At 58.1% G+C, this 17,237-nt stretch carries 13 protein-coding genes; 10 read left to right on the top strand and 3 right to left on the bottom strand.

The genetic code is table 11. The features are described 5' to 3' along the window. Nucleotides 1-52: 52 nt before the first annotated feature. Nucleotides 53-1,213, top strand: a complete 1,161-nt coding sequence (locus tag H4317_RS02390) for a methionine aminotransferase (protein WP_185888602.1) — start codon at nucleotides 53-55, stop codon at nucleotides 1,211-1,213. 248 nt (nucleotides 1,214-1,461) lie between these two features. Further along, nucleotides 1,462-2,265 (top strand): amidohydrolase, encoded by an 804-nt coding sequence (locus tag H4317_RS02385; RefSeq protein WP_185888601.1) that lies wholly within the window; start codon nucleotides 1,462-1,464, stop codon nucleotides 2,263-2,265. 95 nt (nucleotides 2,266-2,360) lie between these two features. On the opposite strand, the gene H4317_RS02380 is transcribed toward H4317_RS02385, so the two are convergent. Continuing rightward, nucleotides 2,361-4,655 (bottom strand): T9SS type A sorting domain-containing protein, encoded by a 2,295-nt coding sequence (locus H4317_RS02380; protein ID WP_185888600.1) that lies wholly within the window; start codon nucleotides 4,653-4,655, stop codon nucleotides 2,361-2,363. Nucleotides 4,656-4,731: 76 nt separating this feature from the next. Between H4317_RS02380 and H4317_RS02375 the strand changes: the two genes are divergently transcribed. Continuing rightward, nucleotides 4,732-6,036: a UDP-N-acetylmuramoyl-tripeptide--D-alanyl-D-alanine ligase gene (locus tag H4317_RS02375; RefSeq protein ID WP_185888599.1), complete on the top strand. Its 1,305-nt coding sequence runs from the start codon at nucleotides 4,732-4,734 to the stop codon at nucleotides 6,034-6,036. A gap of 139 nt (nucleotides 6,037-6,175) precedes the next feature. On the opposite strand, the gene rfbC is transcribed toward H4317_RS02375, so the two are convergent. Further along, nucleotides 6,176-6,718: a dTDP-4-dehydrorhamnose 3,5-epimerase gene (gene rfbC, locus H4317_RS02370; RefSeq protein WP_185888598.1), complete on the bottom strand. Its 543-nt coding sequence runs from the start codon at nucleotides 6,716-6,718 to the stop codon at nucleotides 6,176-6,178. 84 nt (nucleotides 6,719-6,802) lie between these two features. After that, a complete protein-coding gene (locus H4317_RS02365) occupies nucleotides 6,803-7,918 on the bottom strand; it encodes a glycosyltransferase family 4 protein (protein WP_185888597.1) in 1,116 nt (371 codons plus the stop codon). A gap of 204 nt (nucleotides 7,919-8,122) precedes the next feature. On the opposite strand from H4317_RS02365, the gene H4317_RS02360 reads away from it, so the two are divergent. The 7 genes from H4317_RS02360 to H4317_RS02330 all read left to right on the top strand — a co-directional run bounded on the left by H4317_RS02360 (nucleotide 8,123) and on the right by H4317_RS02330 (nucleotide 17,221). Beyond that, nucleotides 8,123-8,914 carry a c-type cytochrome gene (locus H4317_RS02360; RefSeq protein ID WP_185888596.1) on the top strand — a complete coding sequence of 264 codons (792 nt, stop codon included), beginning with the start codon at nucleotides 8,123-8,125 and terminating at the stop codon, nucleotides 8,912-8,914. Between the two features lie 81 nt (nucleotides 8,915-8,995). Continuing rightward, nucleotides 8,996-10,330 carry a GTPase HflX gene (gene hflX, locus H4317_RS02355; protein ID WP_185888595.1) on the top strand — a complete coding sequence of 445 codons (1,335 nt, stop codon included), beginning with the start codon at nucleotides 8,996-8,998 and terminating at the stop codon, nucleotides 10,328-10,330. Between the two features lie 216 nt (nucleotides 10,331-10,546). Next, nucleotides 10,547-11,818: a M43 family zinc metalloprotease gene (locus H4317_RS02350; protein ID WP_185888594.1), complete on the top strand. Its 1,272-nt coding sequence runs from the start codon at nucleotides 10,547-10,549 to the stop codon at nucleotides 11,816-11,818. A gap of 330 nt (nucleotides 11,819-12,148) precedes the next feature. After that, complete coding sequence (locus tag H4317_RS02345) at nucleotides 12,149-13,861, top strand: GEVED domain-containing protein (protein WP_185888593.1); 1,713 nt, start codon at nucleotides 12,149-12,151, stop codon at nucleotides 13,859-13,861. 184 nt (nucleotides 13,862-14,045) lie between these two features. Next, complete coding sequence (locus H4317_RS02340; protein ID WP_185888592.1) at nucleotides 14,046-14,543, top strand: SixA phosphatase family protein; 498 nt, start codon at nucleotides 14,046-14,048, stop codon at nucleotides 14,541-14,543. A 106-nt stretch (nucleotides 14,544-14,649) separates the two neighbouring features. Continuing rightward, nucleotides 14,650-16,764, top strand: coding sequence for a polyphosphate kinase 1 (gene ppk1, locus H4317_RS02335; RefSeq protein WP_185888591.1), 2,115 nt, complete (start codon nucleotides 14,650-14,652; stop codon nucleotides 16,762-16,764). 121 nt (nucleotides 16,765-16,885) lie between these two features. Beyond that, nucleotides 16,886-17,221 carry an ASCH/PUA domain-containing protein gene (locus tag H4317_RS02330; RefSeq protein ID WP_185888590.1) on the top strand — a complete coding sequence of 112 codons (336 nt, stop codon included), beginning with the start codon at nucleotides 16,886-16,888 and terminating at the stop codon, nucleotides 17,219-17,221. Nucleotides 17,222-17,237 lie beyond the last annotated feature (16 nt).

Below are 17,237 nucleotides of genomic sequence, written 5' to 3'. Positions count from 1 at the left end.
CTGCGGACCGTTGTGTATTTTGGCCGTTCATCCTGACTGCCGAAATACCCACATGGCCCGTCCTGTCCTCGTTTCCAAGCTGCCCGACATCGGTACCAGCATTTTCTCCTTGATGACCCAGTTGGCGCAGGAGTGTGGTGCCATCAATCTGGCGCAGGGCTTCCCAGACTACGACCCACCAGTGGCGTTGCAGCAGGCGCTGGCTCGGCACGCCACCACGCCCGGCCATCACCAATATGCTCCAATGCCGGGTCTGCTGCGCCTGCGCGAAGCCATTGCCCACAAAACGGCCCGCGTCTACGGCGTGTCGGCTCCCGACCCAGCCACAGAAGTAACCATAACTTGCGGCGCAACGGAGGCGCTTTATGCGGTGCTGGCAGCCGTGGTGCATCCGGGAGATGAAGTGCTGGTGCTAGAACCTGCCTATGACCTTTATGGTCCGGCCATTCGGCTTCAGGGAGGCGTACCGATTTATGTGCCTTTGGAAGCCCCCGACTTCCGCCCCGACTGGGACCGGGTACGGGCCGCTCTCACGCCGCGCACCCGGCTTATTATGCTCAACTCACCGCACAACCCCAGCGGCGCGGTGCTGAGCGCTCAGGATCTGCACCTGCTTGCGGACCTGCTGCGCGACACCGATACGTTCGTACTCAGCGACGAAGTGTATGAGCATATGGTATTTGATGAGCAGCCGCACCAAAGCGTGCTTCTGCATCCGGAGTTGCGGGAGCGGGCCTTCGTACTGTCTTCTTTCGGCAAAACGTACCACGCTACGGGCTGGAAAATGGGCTATTGCATAGCTCCGGCTGCTCTTACGGCAGAGGTACGCCGGGTGCATCAGTTTCTGACTTTCGCCGTGAGTACTCCTACGCAGCACGCGCTGGCCGATGCCCTGGAAACCGATACTACCCACGACCAGAGCCTGCCAGACTTCTACCAGTACAAGCGCGACCTGTTCCGCAGCCTACTGGCGGGCTCCCGCTTTGAACTGCTGCCCGTGCCCGGCGGCTATTTTCAGCTGGCCCGCTACCGGCAGATTTCTGCCGAAGGGGATGTGGCGTTTGCCCAGCGGCTCACACGTGAAGCGGGTGTGGCAGTAGTGCCCGTTTCCGCTTTCTATCATGATGGCCACGACGACGGGCTGATCCGATTCTGCTTCGCGAAGCAGGATAGCACATTGCATGCGGCGGCACAGCGGTTGGTTGGTCTGTAACTGCGCAGGCCACTCACCCTTATAAGTGTAAGCGCCATACTTGCAGCCTGCCTCTGTTGCAATCTACTCAGTTACAACTACTCGTATATTTCAAGCACTATATCTAAGATACAATAGCAAACCCGCGGCCCCATTGATATGAAATAATTATATAAATTATAGCATTATTCTACTTGCCAATAGCTTACCTTTTGAGGCGTTGGTGTACACCGTATTTCTGCCCTGCTCTTCATTGTTGCTTCACCTCCATGGCTGACCTCACCGTTTCTTTTGTGCAAGCCTCCTTACAGTGGCACGATCCGGCAGCTAATCGTGCGGAGCTGCAGCGGCATATTGGTGAAATATCCATTGCCACCGACCTGATTGTACTGCCCGAAATGTTCACTACTGGCTTCAGCATGGATGCGCCCCAACTGGCAGAAACCATGTCGGGCCCAACTGTGGCCTGGATGCAGGAATTGGCCGTTGCCCGTGATGCCGTTATTGCCGGCAGTATTATTATTCGGGACGAGCAGGGGAGTTATTTCAACCGTCTGCTATGGGTGCGCCCCGATGGCAGCATCAGCTATTACAACAAGCGCCATCTGTTTTCGATAGCCGGCGAGCAGAACGTTTACACAGCCGGTACTGAGCGCCTGATTGAGGAATGGCGCGGCTGGCGCATCTGTCCACTGGTCTGCTACGACCTGCGCTTTCCGGTCTGGAGCCGCAACCCCATGCACCAGCCCTACGACCTACTGCTGTATGTAGCGAACTGGCCGGCCTCGCGCCGCACCGCCTGGATGACGCTGCTACGGGCCCGGGCCATAGAAAACCTGGCCTATACAATGGGAGTGAATTGCGTGGGCATCGATGGCAACAGCTTGGCCTACGCCGGCGACTCTGCCCTGCTTGACATGCGTGGCGAATATCTGGTGGAGGTGGGAAACCAGGAAACCGGTATCACCCGCTCCCTCCGCCGCGCCGATCTGGAGGCGTTCAGGGAACGGTTTCCAGCGCTCCAGGACGCCGACCCCTTCGAACTGACCCAATCAGAAGAGGTAGCACGCTAAACTCAACTGCTCTCACTAACCCAAGTAAAATGCCCCGGCTACCAATGTGGTAACAGGGGCATTTTACTTAGGTGGAGACTTCGGCTGTTTTTGGGTTATTTCACTACCAGCCGCTGAATACCTATCTGGCCGTCAGCAGTCTGGCAACGAACCAGGTAGAGGCCAGCGGCTAGGCCGCGCAGGTCGAGGTGGTGCTGGCGAGCGGGCGTAGCGGCAGTACGGACCACCCGGCCAGTGAGGTCGAGAAGGCTCAGGCTTACGGGGCGCGCGGCCTCCACGGTGGTAGTAGCTGTGGCGGGGTTGGGGTAGAGCGAGAGGGGCAGCGCCTGGGTGGCAGCACCACGGGTGCTCAGCACCCGGTTTCGCGTGGTGGCAGCCAGCACGCCTCCGGCTTCCGTCCCGATGAACAGTTCCGGGGCACCATCCCCATTCACATCAGCGGCAGCCAGCGCGAAGTGGTTAGACTCCCGGTTGCCGAGGTAGCCATCATCGTAGGCGCCGGTGGCGGCGTTATAAAACAGGCTGGTACGCTCCAGGAAAATGCCGTTTTGGGCCCGGAGGTTGGCAAAAAACTTTACCGTGCCAGTAGCATCTATAGTTACCAGATCCGGCATGGTGTCGCCATCAAAGTCCGCCACAATTGGGTACAGTTTAGCCGGACGCGTGCCCGCTGCCGTACGAATTTGTCCAAAGTCGCTGTTGGTCAACACAAAGGCACTTTCCACCGGGCTGGTGCCATTGTTGCGGAAGTACCACAGGCCTTGGCCCGCTGGAAAGTCAGAGCGGTTAGAATAGGTGCCGTACAGCATATCCAGGTAGCCGTCGTTATCCACGTCAAAGAACGTCACGGCATCATCGGCATCGTTCGGCACGTTTTCAATGTACCGCATCGTGGCCGTGTCGAAATTCGGGGCCTGGCCGGCAGCGGCCAGATTCTGGTAGTAGCCCAAAAACTGCCGCCGACCAATGGAGTAGTAGCCGATGCACACCAGGTCCGGCGCACCGTCGCGGTTCAGGTCGGCGATGGTAGGCCGAAGCCCACCGAACTTCTTGGACGACAGGTTTAGATAGTCGCTCGTGATGAGCTGGTATACCGGGCGTGTAGCGGTACCAGTATTGCGGTAATAAGCCAGCGACGCTACCAGAAAGCCACCCGGCGCGTCGCGGCGCAGACCAGAAACCAGCAGGTCTTGCCGGCCATCGGCATCTACGTCCAGAAATACCGGCGCGGCCTGCGTGCTGGTTTCAATCATCTCCTTCTGCAGAAAATCGGGCTGCCGAAAGTCAAAAACAGGTGCCGCACCGGTACTGGTGTTTTCGTAGTAGCGCACCGTGCGGCGCATTTCAATGCTGTCGAGGTTGTCGTAAACGTTGGGCGCCACCAGTAGATCGGGGCGGCCATCAAAGTTCACGTCAAGGTGATAAGCAGCCGGAAAATAGGGAAGCCGGACAGCAGTAGCAGCCGTTGGGAAGTTGGTATTAGCACTGGTCATGGCAGCCGACTGCGGCGTGCCCTGGTTCAGCATCGATACCAACTCGGTGCAATAGTCGCGGCCCATCAGCGCGTCCTGGTCGCCGTCACCGTCTAGGTCAACGAGCGTCAGGTTGCTGCCAAAGGTGTGCTGCACCTGGCCGGGGCGGCAAATGACAGGCGTAGCGCTGAACAGGTAGGAGCCGCATGTACCCAGGCAATTCCGGATGTTGCCCCACACCTGATTGGTCAGCTCAAAGCTGAGCCCGCCGCAGGAGCCGGTACTGATGTTCTGGTACTGTGAGATAATGCGGTTACTGTCCCAGTCGACGACCAGAATATCGAGGCGGCCGTCGCCATCCACATCCTTAATAGAAGGCAGGTTATTGCCCGTGTTGATATTGATGGGAGAGGAACCGGCAAATGCAGCCCGAATCTGAGCAACTACGAGCTGAAACTGCGGCCGCCCACCCACGCCTGCCACGTTTCTGAATACCCGGACATCGTTACCATTGTTGGCGCTGGTAAACAGATCCGGACGGCCGTCGCAATCATAGTCGCGCAGCAGGGCCCAGTTCTGCAGGTCTGCCGGAAACAGCAGCGCGTAGTCGGGAGCATATTGCCACTGGCGGCCGCCACCAGGCGCGGCCGCATTGAGGAACGTCAGCACCCGCCGTGTGCGCCGGTCGAAGATGAACAAGTCGTTTTGGCTGTCGCCGTTCAGGTCGAGGCTGGAAAACTGGGGCGAGTCGAGGCCACCGGCCCAGGGGCTGCGCAGGGTATCGCCGGCCTGCACTACTTTTGCCACATCCCGGAATTCAAAGCCAAAAGCCGTATTTTGGGCAGTTGCTACAGTGGGCAAACCAACCGCGAGCAGCAGAATCAGAACGGAAAACGAATGAATAACGCGTTGAGTCATAGACGAGAAGTTGTTTTCCGGGAGAACACCGATTATTGCCAGCAGAACACAAAAATCAAGCCCTAAGTTACTACTCATGGAAGATATAGCGGCGCTCTACGACCGGTTTCGCGCCTGCACCAGTGTCAGCACCGATTCGCGCCAGCAACAAGCGAATACGCTGTTCTTTGCCCTCAACGGGCCCACCTTTCGCGGGGCCGACTTCGCCCCTCAGGCACTGGCGCAAGGTGCCCGCTACGCTGTAGTAGATGATGCCGCACTGGCCCAGCAGGCGCCAGACCGCTATACCTACGCCCCCGACCCACTGCAAACGCTGCAGGATCTGGCCCACTACCATCGGCAGCAGCTCATTATTCCGGTGTTGGCCATCACGGGCTCGAATGGCAAAACCACTACCAAGGAACTGGTGCATGCTGTGCTCAGCCGCCGCTACCGGGTGCAATACACGCGCGGCAACCTCAACAACCACATTGGGGTACCCCTGACGCTGCTCAGCATCCGGCCCGGCGAGCATGAGCTGGCCATTGTGGAAATGGGGGCCAACCACCAAGGCGAAATAGATCTTCTGTGCCGGATTGCGGCGCCTACGCATGGCCTTATCACCAACATTGGCAAGGCCCACTTGGAAGGGTTTGGGGGCGAAACCGGCATTGCGCGGGGCAAGTCGGAACTGTTCCGGTTCCTGGCGAAAGTAGACGGTACGGCCTTCGTAAATACGCTGGACCCGAAGTTGCCCGCTTTGGCTGAGGTAGTGCAACAGCGCGTCACATACCCCGGCCCCGCCGACACGTATCCGGCTACCCTTATCAGTGCGGCGCCGCAGGTAGTGTTGCGCCTCTTCGATGGGTCGGTGGCGGAGGCTCACATCACCGGCGACTATAACTTCCCGAACCTGGCCGCCGCCGCTGCTGTGGGAGCTTATTTTGAGGTACCGGCCGCTGATATTGCGCAGGCGCTGGCCGACTACGCACCTACTAATAACCGCTCACAGCTGGTAAAAACCAGCCAGAACGAGGTAGTGCTGGACGCCTACAATGCCAACCCCAGCAGCATGGCGGCGGCTCTACGCAGCTTTGCCGCTCGGCCCGGCGTTCCGAACTCGGCCAAGGTGGTTATTCTCGGCGACATGTTTGAGCTGGGGCAAGAAAGCCTTGCAGAACACCAGGCACTGGGCACACTGCTACAGGGCCTGCCACTGGGCACCGTTGTGCTCATCGGGTCGGATATGGTGCGGGCTGCCGAGGCCAGTTCTGCTTTCCACTACTTCGCCACCAAACCCGAAGCGGCGGCCTGGCTACAAACCCAAAACATGAAGGACCGCCAAATCCTGATTAAAGGCTCGCGCGGCATGGGCCTGGAAACACTGCTGGAACTGGTATAAGTCAGGTAGCGGTAAGTGCACGAGTAATGCACTCATCGTGAGCAAAGCGAAGGACCTTCTTACGCTTGAACGATTCTGTTCAGATGTAAGAAGGTCCTTCGCTTTGCTCACGATGCCAAGGGGGTTGTTCCCTCCTATCCTAAAAGGGGCTGTCGAATTCGGCCAGGGTGGGCAGCACCTGGTCTTTGGCAGAGATGGTAGGATTATGCACTCCCCAGTTAATACCTAGCGCAGGGTCGTTCCAGAGTAGACCACCTTCCGCTTGTGGGGCGTAGTAGTTGGTGCACTTATATAGGAAGAGCGTGTTGTCTTCCAGCGCCGTGAAACCGTGGGCAAACCCAACCGGCACATACAGCATGTTGTAGCGCTCCGCATCCAGCTCCACTGCCAGATGCCGGCCATAAGTAGGCGAGTTGCGGCGGATATCTACTATCACATCTAGGGCGCGGCCGGCTGCTACGCGCACTAGCTTGGCCTGCGCATAAGGTGGTTGCTGGAAATGCAGGCCTCGCACCACGCCCCGGTCGGAGCGCGACTGATTGTCCTGTACCCAGTCGCCTTCGATGCCGGCTTCCTTCATACGCTGGGCACTGAACGACTCAAAAAATGCCCCGCGGGCATCTCCGAATACCCGCGGCAGCACTTCCACCACGTCCGGAATATCGAACTGCTTAAACTCCATGTAACTGATTTATCTCTATAGGTACGGAGGGCTTTACCGCGCCGCAAGGTAGGCAGATTTGGCCTCAGCCGGAACGCGCTGGTTTTAGTTGCGGCCCACGGCGGCTACTTCCTGCAGGTATTTATTCAGGACGATTCGCTCGTCAAACTTGGTTTCGGCGAGGTGGCGGCCAGCGCGGCCCATCTGCTCCAGCTCAGCATCGGAAAGACGCAGAATCTGCAGCATTTTGGCCGCCAGGTCCGAGGCGTTGCGCACTTCGCAGAGCAGGCCGTTCTGGCCATCTACCACGGTTTCGCGGCAGCCGGGCACGTCCGTCGTGACGATAGGTTTGGCCATGGCGGCGGCTTCGAGCAGGGTTTTGGGCGTGCCTTCGCGGTAGCTGGGCAGCACCACGCAGTCGGCCTGCCGAATCTGGGCCGCTACGTCGTCGGATGTGCCCAGGTACTCTACGTTGCCGGCCGTCAGCCACTGCTCAAACACAGCCCGCTTCACGCCAACGCCGCCACTCTCATCAATACCGCCCAGCAGTTGAATGCGGGTGCCGGGCACAGCCTCGCGCACCAAGCGGGCCGCCTCAAAATATTCTTCTACCCCCTTCTCGTAGAGCACCCGCGCAATCATCAGAAACGTGAAGGGCTGGTTGCGGGTGAAGGTGGCCGCGGGCCGGAACTTGTCGGTGGCCACGCCGGAGCCAGGCAGCAGGTCTGTAATGGCGGGGCGCACCAGGCCGTGCTGCAGAAACAGCTGCCGGTCATCGTCATTCTGGAAAAACACTTTGCGCGGAAACCGAAATGCGAAGCGGTAGAGTCCTAGTGCCACCTTACTCACCAGGTTTTTCACGATGAACACCGTACCCAGCCCACTCACGTTGTTCACGCTTGGGATGCCGGCCAGCCGGGCCGCTAGCGTGCCGTAGATGTTGGGCTTGATGGTATAGTGTAGCACCACATCGGGCTTTTCGCGGCGGTAAATGTCGTAGAACTGGCGCGTGAGCAAGGCATCCTTGATGGGATTGGTGCCCTTGTTTTCCATCGGAATGGGCACGTAGCGGCAGCCAAGCTCTGTTTCGAGGCGCTCCGAGTAGGCATCGGGCGGCGCAATAGCCAGCACCTCGTGCCCGGCGGCCTGCAGGGCCTGCACCAGACTGCGGCGGAAATTCCAGATGTTCCAGGAGGTGTTGATGACGATGGCGACGCGCATTCTTTGTGGTCAGGAAGTAAGTAGCAATGAGGTGGCCGGGAGACATCGGAGCCGGCGCAAAGGTACGGCGCAACCGGGGTGCGGTTAGAATGTGCAGCCGAAACTTGTTGCCAGCCGATGCTATAGCCGCGCTTGTGCGTGCAGTACCTTTGCCCGACTGTCGGGAGCGTCGCCTTCGCACTTTTCACTTCCTCACCTCACAAAATGGCCGTTTCTAGCCTTCTTTTGCGCCTGCACCTTGTGGTAGTGCTGGCGTTTCTGTTGTTTTTCGCCCTGAAAGCGGGACTATTGTTGTTGAGCCGCCAAGAGGCGCTGCGCAGCCTGCGTGCCCGCACCCGCATCGTGGATTCGGTGCTGGGCCTGCTGATTCTGGTATCGGGAGGCGCGCTGCTGGCGCAGTACCCGGGCCGGGTACCCGCCTGGCTCTGGACCAAACTAGCCTTGGTACTATTGCTGCTGCCGGTAGGTATTGCGGCCATGCGCCGCCAGAATAAACTAGGTGTGGTGCTCACGCTGCTGGGCTTCTTGTATGTATACGGCCTGGCCGAAACCGGTAGCCTTGCCCTGCAACGCCCTGCTGTGCCAGCCACGGCCGCCGTGCTGCCTGGCCTCGCCGAAACCACCGCCACCCCTGATGCTGCCGTGCCCATCGAAGACACCACGGCTCGCCACGCCAGTGGCCTCTCCACTACCGATGCGGCCACTATTGCAGCGGCTACCCCACCTGCTACTGATGCCAGCGCTACAGCTTCTAGTCCCGAAAAGCCTATTCTAGCCGCAGGTAAGGCTCTGTTTCAGCAGAATTGCGAAGTTTGCCACGGCCTCGATGGTAAGCGCGGCATCAACGGCGCCCACGACCTCACCAAGAGCAACCTCAATACCGCTGGCCGCGTGTACATGGTGACGCAGGGCCTGGGCAAGATGCCCGCTTTCAAAGGCCAGCTCACCGAAGCCCAGATTCAGCAGGTAGTTGCCTATTCGCTGACCCTGAAGTAGCATTCAACGTAGAGCGTACTACGGCTTGTCTGCCCATCCCCGCACTCCCTATTCCCTCCCGTACTTTAGCTCATTCTCCTCATGGCGAAGAAACCCAACTCCGGCGGCCGCCAGCATACCAACAGCACCCGCCACCCTGGCGCCGTGGATAGCGCCAAGGGCCGCGCAGGCCGCATTCTGGCCAAAGGCAACAAAGAAGCCACCTACGAAACTTCGGTGGAAGCCGAATCAGCCGTGCTGGTGGCCGTGCCTGACAAGCGCCAGGCTGACGCCCGCACCCAGGAATACCTTGACGAGCTAGCCTTTCTGGCCGAAACGGCCGGCGTGACGGTCACGAAACGCTTTGTACAGCGCCTCGACAAGCCCGATATCCGCACGTTTGTGGGGGAGGGTAAGCTCGAGGAAATCAAGGCGTACGTGCAGCATTCGGGGACCAGCATGGTCATCTTCGACGATGACCTCTCGCCTTCGCAGCTACGCAACCTAGAAGCTGAGCTGAAGGTCAAAATTGTGGACCGCAGCCTGCTTATCATCGATATTTTCGCCAGCCGGGCTAAGTCGGCCACGGCCCGCACGCAGGTAGAGCTGGCCCAGTACCAGTACCTGCTACCCCGCCTCACCGGTCTCTGGACTCACTTGGACAAGCAGCGTGGCGGTGGCGTGAGCCAGCGTGGACCAGGTGAAACCGAAATCGAGACGGACCGACGCGTAGTGCGGGAGCGGATTGACTTCCTGAAAGAGAAGCTTAAGGACCTCGATAGGCAGAGCCACACTCAGCGCAAGTCGCGCGGCGGCGTGGTGCGAGTGGCCTTGGTTGGGTACACCAACGTGGGCAAAAGCACCATCATGAACCTGCTGAGCCGCTCCGATGTATTTGCCGAAAACAAGTTGTTTGCCACCGTCGACTCTACGGTGCGCAAAATTGTGTTCGACAACATTCCCTTCCTGCTCTCCGACACCGTTGGGTTTATCCGCAAGCTGCCGACCCGCCTGATTGAGAGCTTCAAAAGCACCCTCGACGAAATCCGGGAAGCCGACCTGCTGATTCATGTAGTGGACATTTCCCACCCTACTTTCGAAGAGCAGATGGAGGTAGTGAATGAGACGCTCAAGGACATTGAAGCCGCCGACAAACCCATGCTACTCGTCTTCAATAAGATTGACCAGTACCGCGCCGACGCCCCTGCCTCGCCCGAGTTCGAGGATATGAACATTGATGAGGACGAGCCGGTGCGGCCTACCTTGGAGCAGCTACAGGACACGTATATGGCCAAGCTCCATGACCCGGTCATTTTCATCTCGGCACAGGAGCGTGAAAACATCGACGAACTGCGGGCCCTCATCACGCGGCACGTGAGCAAGATTCACATGGAACGCTACCCAAACTTTATTCCGGGCTTCTCCGTAGAGGAGTAGTTTTTCGAAATAATGGCAAAAAGCCCCGACAAGATGTCGGGGCTTTTTTTGTGTTGGCAGTTTCCAGAATATCAACACTTTTTTTGCCTCTTCATTCGCCAAAAAGGCCATTTTCATAAAATTCTCGCATTCTAAGCCGTGTGTTATTGAATTATTCCCAATACATTGGATTCCACATTTTGCTTCTGCCACCACACAACCACTCAATTCACTCGAATGAAAAAAAATGTTTACGCCCTCGCACTTTCTCTTCTTGGCCTGACTTCGGCTGCTTTCGCTCAGGAAGCTCGTCTGGCTCCCACTAGCGCTCCTGCTCTATCCGGCCGCAGCTGTGCTGCCATGGAAGTGCTGCAGGCTCAGATGGCCGCCGATCCTTCCTTGGCTCAGCGTATGGCCACGGTAGAAGCGCAGACCCGCGCCTTCGAAGCCAACCCGGTTGCCAGCCGTGCCACAGCGGGCATCGTTACGATTCCGGTGGTTGTGCACGTGCTCTATAACACCGCCGCTGAGAACGTGCCTGCGTCGCAGATTACGGCGCAGATTGATGTTCTGAATAAGGATTTTGCCAAACTGAACTCTGATGCTGGCCTAGTACCAGCGGCTTTTTCAGGGTTGGCGGCCAACACTAACATCCAGTTTGTGCTGGCGAAGCGTGACCCTAGCGGCAATGCGACGACCGGCATCATCCGCAAATCGACCAAAACCCGCTCTTGGAGCACAAACGACGCCGTGAAAAACTCGAAGCGCGGCGGCGATGATGCTTGGCCTGCTGGCCAATACCTCAACCTGTGGGTGTGTAACCTAGGCAATGGACTGCTCGGCTATGCGCAGTTTCCGGGCGGCGCAGCCAGCACCGATGGCGTGGTAGTACTGTATTCCTCTTTGCCCGGTGGCTCGGCTGCGCCATACAACAAAGGCCGTACGGCCACGCACGAAGTAGGCCACTGGCTGAACCTGCGCCACATCTGGGGAGATGCCAGCTGCGGCAATGACTTGGTTAGTGACACGCCCACCCAGCAGACCGCCAACTATGGCTGCCCCTCGTTCCCGCATATAACCTGCAATAACCAGGGCGACATGTCGATGAACTACATGGACTACACCGACGACGCCTGCATGTATATGTTCTCGACGGGCCAGAGCACGCGCATGAACGCGCTGTTCGGCACCGGCGGCAGCCGCGCTTCGCTGGCTACTTCACTAGGTGGCACGGCACTCCGCCAGATGGCAACGACAGATGCAGCGGCTGATCAAGCTGCTATTCGCCTGTATCCTAACCCCGCAACCATGACGCTGAACGTGTCGGTGCCAGTTGAGAAGGCCAGTGCCTATAGCGTGAAGGTATACGACCTGCGCGGCTACGAAATGAAGCAGGCTGCTTACGACGGCCAGGGCCATATTGGCGTAGCGGCTCTTCCACAGGGCCTCTATCAGGCAGTTATTTCAGATGGACAGCAGACGATTCGTCAGCGTTTCCAAAAAGATTAACTTACTTAGCGCCGATTCCGGACGGTGTTGCAGCACGCCGGTATCCTGTCCCCTCTAATTTCCTACACTCACCAACACGAAAAGCCCGCCTTATAGCGGGCTTTTCTATTTTACACCAAGGCGCGAGTTTATACCAGTTGTTGATATAGTTCAAAAACAAACGTTTGTCTACCAAATATTCCATGGCCAAATGATGCCATTTTATCATCTGGACAGGCTTTTTTAAGAATAGCCATAATTCCGCACATCTTTTTATCCATTACGTTTGAATACTTTCAATAAATTGGCCTTCTCGTTCTCTTTTCCACAACCAACTCCTTTCTCACTCGCATGAAGAAAACCTTCTACGCGTTAGCCCTAGCCGCTCTCGGCTTGGGCACAACAACTCAGGCCGTAGCACAGCGCCAGTGCGCCTCAATGGACGTATTGGAACGTCAGCTCGCATCTGACCCCAACATGTCGCAACGCCTGCAAAGCATCGAAAGCCAGACCCGGCAGTTCGAGGCAAACCCAACAGGGCAACGCGGCACAGCACTGCTCGGTACAATTCCGGTGGTAGTACACGTACTCTACAGCAACACCAACGAGAACATCTCGGATGCGCAGATTGCCTCGCAGATTGCCGTACTCAACGAGGACTTCCGCAAGCTCAACTCCGATGTCAGCAAGACGCCGGCGGCCTTCGCCGGGCTGGCTGCTGACGCCGGCCTCCAGTTTGTGCTGGCCAAGCGCGACCCCAACGGCAATGCTACCACGGGTATCGAGCGTAAGTCGAGCACCAAAACAACCTGGGGTACTGCTGATGCCATGAAGAGCACCAGCACGGGTGGCCTCAACGCCTGGCCTGCTGGTCAGTACATGAACATATGGGTGTGCAATATCGGCGGCGGAATCCTAGGCTACGCGCAGTTCCCGGGCGGCCCGGCCAGCACTGATGGCGTAGTAATCGGACCAAACTATTTTGGGCGTACCGGCTACCTGTCGGCTCCGTTCAATCTGGGCCGTACGGCTACGCACGAAGTAGGCCACTACCTGAACCTGCGCCACATCTGGGGAGATGCCAACTGTGGCAACGACTTGGTGAGCGACACACCCACCCAGCAGGCTGACAACGCCGGCTGCCCAACTTTCCCACGCCGCACCTGCGGCAACACCACCAACGGTGACATGTTCATGAACTACATGGACTACACCAACGACGCCTGCATGTACATGTTCTCGACGGGCCAGAGCACCCGCATGGGCGCTCTGTTCGGCACCGGCGGCAGCCGTGCTTCGCTGCTCACCTCGCTGGGCGGCACGGCCCCCGGCGGTGGCACTACGCCTCCTCCTACCACCGTTACCTACTGCGCCAGCAAAGGCACGAGCGTGTCGTATGAGTGGATTGATCTAGTGAGCCTGGGCAGCATCACCCGCAGCTCGGCCAGCAACGCCGGCTACTACGACGGCACGGCTCTGAACACGACCGTGACGGCCGGCTCCTCGCAGACGATCAGCTACAGCGCCGGCTTCGCCTCCACGGCCTACACCGAGTACTGGAAAGTGTACATCGACTACAACCAGGACGGCGACTTCCTGGACAGCGGCGAGACGGTGGTCAACCGGGCGGGCACGAGCAGCGCCACGACGCTGAGCAGCACGTTCACGGTGCCGGCCACGGCCAAGAACGGCAAGACCCGCCTGCGGGTGGTGATGAGCGACGCCTCGGCCACGAGCAGCTGCGGCAGCTTCAGCTACGGCGAAACCGAGGACTACTCCATCACCATCTCCGGCGGTACGGCCCGCACTTCGGCCCGCCTAGCTTCTGCCGATTATGGCGTGTATCCGAACCCAGCAACCAATGTGCTGAACATTGCTATTCCCGCTGACCACGATGCTACCGCCGTGAGCGTACGAGTGTACGACATGCGTGGTGCCGAGCAGCGCCAGCTTCGTTACAGCGGCGAAGGACAGCTTGATATTTCGGGCCTGAGCAAAGGTATCTACATGGTGACCATTACGGATGGCCAGCAGGTATCGAACCAGCGCTTCGTGAAAGAGTAGTAGTTGCTCTTCCTTTTTTAAAACAGGAAAGCCCGCCACATGGCGGGCTTTCTTTTTGGGCCTGCGGCAGCGTGGCATATTATTTTGCCGTTGTGCTTGCGCTGCGAAATAACCATTTTGCCGGGGTCGTAGTAAAGAGGCCTGCCTCCGGTCCGCTACTCTCTCCAACCCACCTACTTGCCGTATGAAAATCCTGTACCTGATGCGCCACGCCAAATCCAGCTGGAGCTTCGACGACCTCTCTGATGAGCAGCGCCCTCTCAACGACCGGGGCCGTGACGATGCCCCCCGCATGGGCCAGGCGTTGGCTCAGCGTGACACCCATATAGATCTGCTGTTGGCTTCTACCGCCGTTCGCTCACTAACCACCGCCGCACTGGTGGCGAAGGAAATCGGCTACCCGCACGAGAAGATTCAGGTACGTCCCGAAATTTACCACGCCGATTTGCAGACCTTGTTACGCGTGGTCCGGGAGTCGCCGGACGAGGCAGATTCCGTGCTGCTGGTAGGCCACAACAACACCATCACTGACCTGGCCAACCACTTAATGGAAAGCCCGCTGAGCGAGGAGATGCCCACGGCCTCTATTGTATGCCTGCATTTCCAGACGGAACACTGGGCCGATGTGGACCGCAGCAACGCAGAGTTTTACTTCTTCGACTGTCCGCGCAACGCCGAGTAGCGCACCAACACTGAACGCCAGTTCCCCAGCCTCGAAGTAGCACTTCTGCTTTTGACTTCTCGGCTTCTTACGGTGCAATGCGCTGTATACATTTGATTTCACCCCCATGGAAAAGACCGAAAAAAAGCCCGCTGCGGCGAAGCCCGAACTACTAAACCGGGAGCTGAGCTGGCTGGCTTTCAACCGCCGCGTACTGCAAGAAGCACAGAATCCGCAGGTGCCGCTACTGGAGCGCCTTAAGTTTATGGCCATCTTCAGCAGCAACCTCGACGAGTACTTTAAGGTGCGCGTGGCTACGCTGCGGCGGTTGGTGAAACTCAAAAAGAAAACCCGCGCCAAGCTGGGCGAAGACCCTACCGAGCAGCTCAAGAACCTACTGGATGAGGTGGGCCGGCAGCAGGAAGAATTCGGCGACACGTTCCGCAATGGCTTGCTGCCCGCACTGCGCGAGCAGCACATTCACTTGGTATCGGAGCACGACCTGAGCGAAGAGCAGCGTAAATGGGTGCAGCAGTATTTTGAGCAGCACGTGCAGGATTTGCTTTCGCCCGTGATTCTGGATGAAAACCTGCACCACCTGTTTCTCAAGGACCAGACGGTATATCTCACGTTCTACCTCACGGAGCCAACCAGCACAGGCAAGAAGAAAAAGCACACCGACGATCAGCGGGTGATGGTGATGGAAATGCCCACCAAGCGCCACGGCAGCCGGTTTGTGCAGCTGCCCGTAGTAGGCGACGAACGGTTTGTGATGTTCCTCGACGACGTGGTGCGGTGCTGTGCCCACACGCTGTTCCCCAAGTTCGAGAAGGTGCAGGTGCACGCCATTAAGCTCTCCCGCGACGCCGAACTCGACATTCAGGAGGAAGTATCTGGCAACCTGATGGCCAAAATCAAGAGTAGCCTGCAGAAGCGCGAAACCGGCTATCCGGCCCGCCTGCTCTACGACCCGGCCATGCCCAAAGAGGTGCTGAAAGCTATTATGCAGAAGACCGGTATCGGCAAAGAAGAACTAGTGGAAGGCAGCCGCTACCACAACTTCCGCGACTTTTTCGGCTTCCCTGACCTGGGTCTAACGCATCTGGTGTACGAGCCGCACCCGCCGCTGCCGCACCCAACGCTGCCGCGCACCGGCAAAATGATACCGGCCATTGCCGTACGGGACCATCTGCTGAACCTGCCCTATCAGTCGTTCGACTATGTGACACGCTTCATTACAGAAGCCGCGCAGGACCCGCAGGTGAGTAGCATCAGCATCACGCTCTACCGCGTTTCGAGCAAAAGCGAAGTAGCTAAAGCGCTGCTGAAAGCTGTGAAACACGGCAAGCAGGTGACCGTGGTAGTAGAGCTGAAGGCCCGCTTCGATGAGGAGAGCAACATGTACTGGGCCGAGAAGCTGCAAAAGGCCGGAGCCAACGTTATCTATGGCATTCCGGAGTTGAAAGTACATAGTAAACTACTGCTTGTTACGCGCGCCGAGGAAGGCCAGAACCGCCTCTACGCCTACCTGAGCACCGGCAACTTTAACGAAGTGACCAGCAGCATCTACGCCGACCACGGCCTGTTTACGAGTGACCCGCGCCTGACCAGTGAGGTGGGTGAGGTATTCCGCTATTTCCACGACCGGCAGGACAAAACCGGCCAGTTTGAGCACTTGCTGGTGGCGCCGTTTGAACTGCGCGAACGACTAAATGCACTGATAGACGGCGAAATCAAGCGGGCAAAAAAAGGCGAAGATGCCTACATCATTCTCAAGCTGAATGCCCTGCAGGATGAGCGTATGATTTTGAAGCTCTACGAAGCCAGCGAGGCTGGTGTGCGTATCGAGCTGCTTATCCGGGGCATTTCGTGCCTGATTCCGGGCCGAGCGGGCCAAAGCGAGAATATCAGCCAGCGTGGTATCGTGGACCGCTACCTGGAGCACGCCCGCATCTACGTATTTGGCAATGGCGGCGACGAGAAGCTATACGTAGCCTCTTCTGACTGGATGGCACGCAACCTGGACCGGCGCGTGGAAGTGGCCTTCCCAATTCTGCAACCTGAACTGCGGGCTGAAGTGCGCCACCTGCTGGACCTGCAACGCCAGGATAATGTGAAGTCGCGGGACTGGCAGAACAATTTTGTGGGCCAAGACGAAGCGGAGGCGGGCCGTGTGCGGGCCCAGTTTGACACCTACGCCTACCTCAAAAAGTTGGCTTCCCGCCGCCGGAAACCAGCATAGTTACCAGTTGAAAAGCAGGGTGATGAATGGCTACTGCAGCGTCGCCACTGTAAAAACCATATATTCAGGGTGAACGATCTGCAGGAGCAGACGTGTTTGTTGCACTTCAGATTTCCTCACCATGACATATACCTCCTCTTCCGCACTGGTTTCTACTCCGGCCACTAACATCAGCTTCCACGAGTTGAAAGTATGGCCAGCCTGCTTCGCAGCCGTACTCAACGGGAATAAGCCCTTCGATGTGCGCTTCAACGACCGGCAGTATAAAGTAGGCGACGCTCTGCTGCTGCGCGAGTACGAACCTGAAAGCGAACAGTACAGCGGCCGCAGCACAGAGCGTTGGGTTAGCTACCTGCTACAGGGTGGCTCCTTCGGGCTCGAGCAAGGCTGGTGCGTACTGGGTTTGGCCGAACACCCACCCCTGCCAGCCGGCGTGCATGACACGCGCCTGTGGTAGCACCATCTGTCAACAT

Origin of the sequence: Hymenobacter sediminicola, assembly GCF_014250515.1 — a bacterium.
GTDB classification, from domain to species: Bacteria; Bacteroidota; Bacteroidia; order Cytophagales; family Hymenobacteraceae; genus Hymenobacter; species Hymenobacter sediminicola.
The sequence above is the reverse complement of the archived record's forward strand: the minus strand, read 5'-3'. Positions and strand labels throughout refer to the sequence as shown.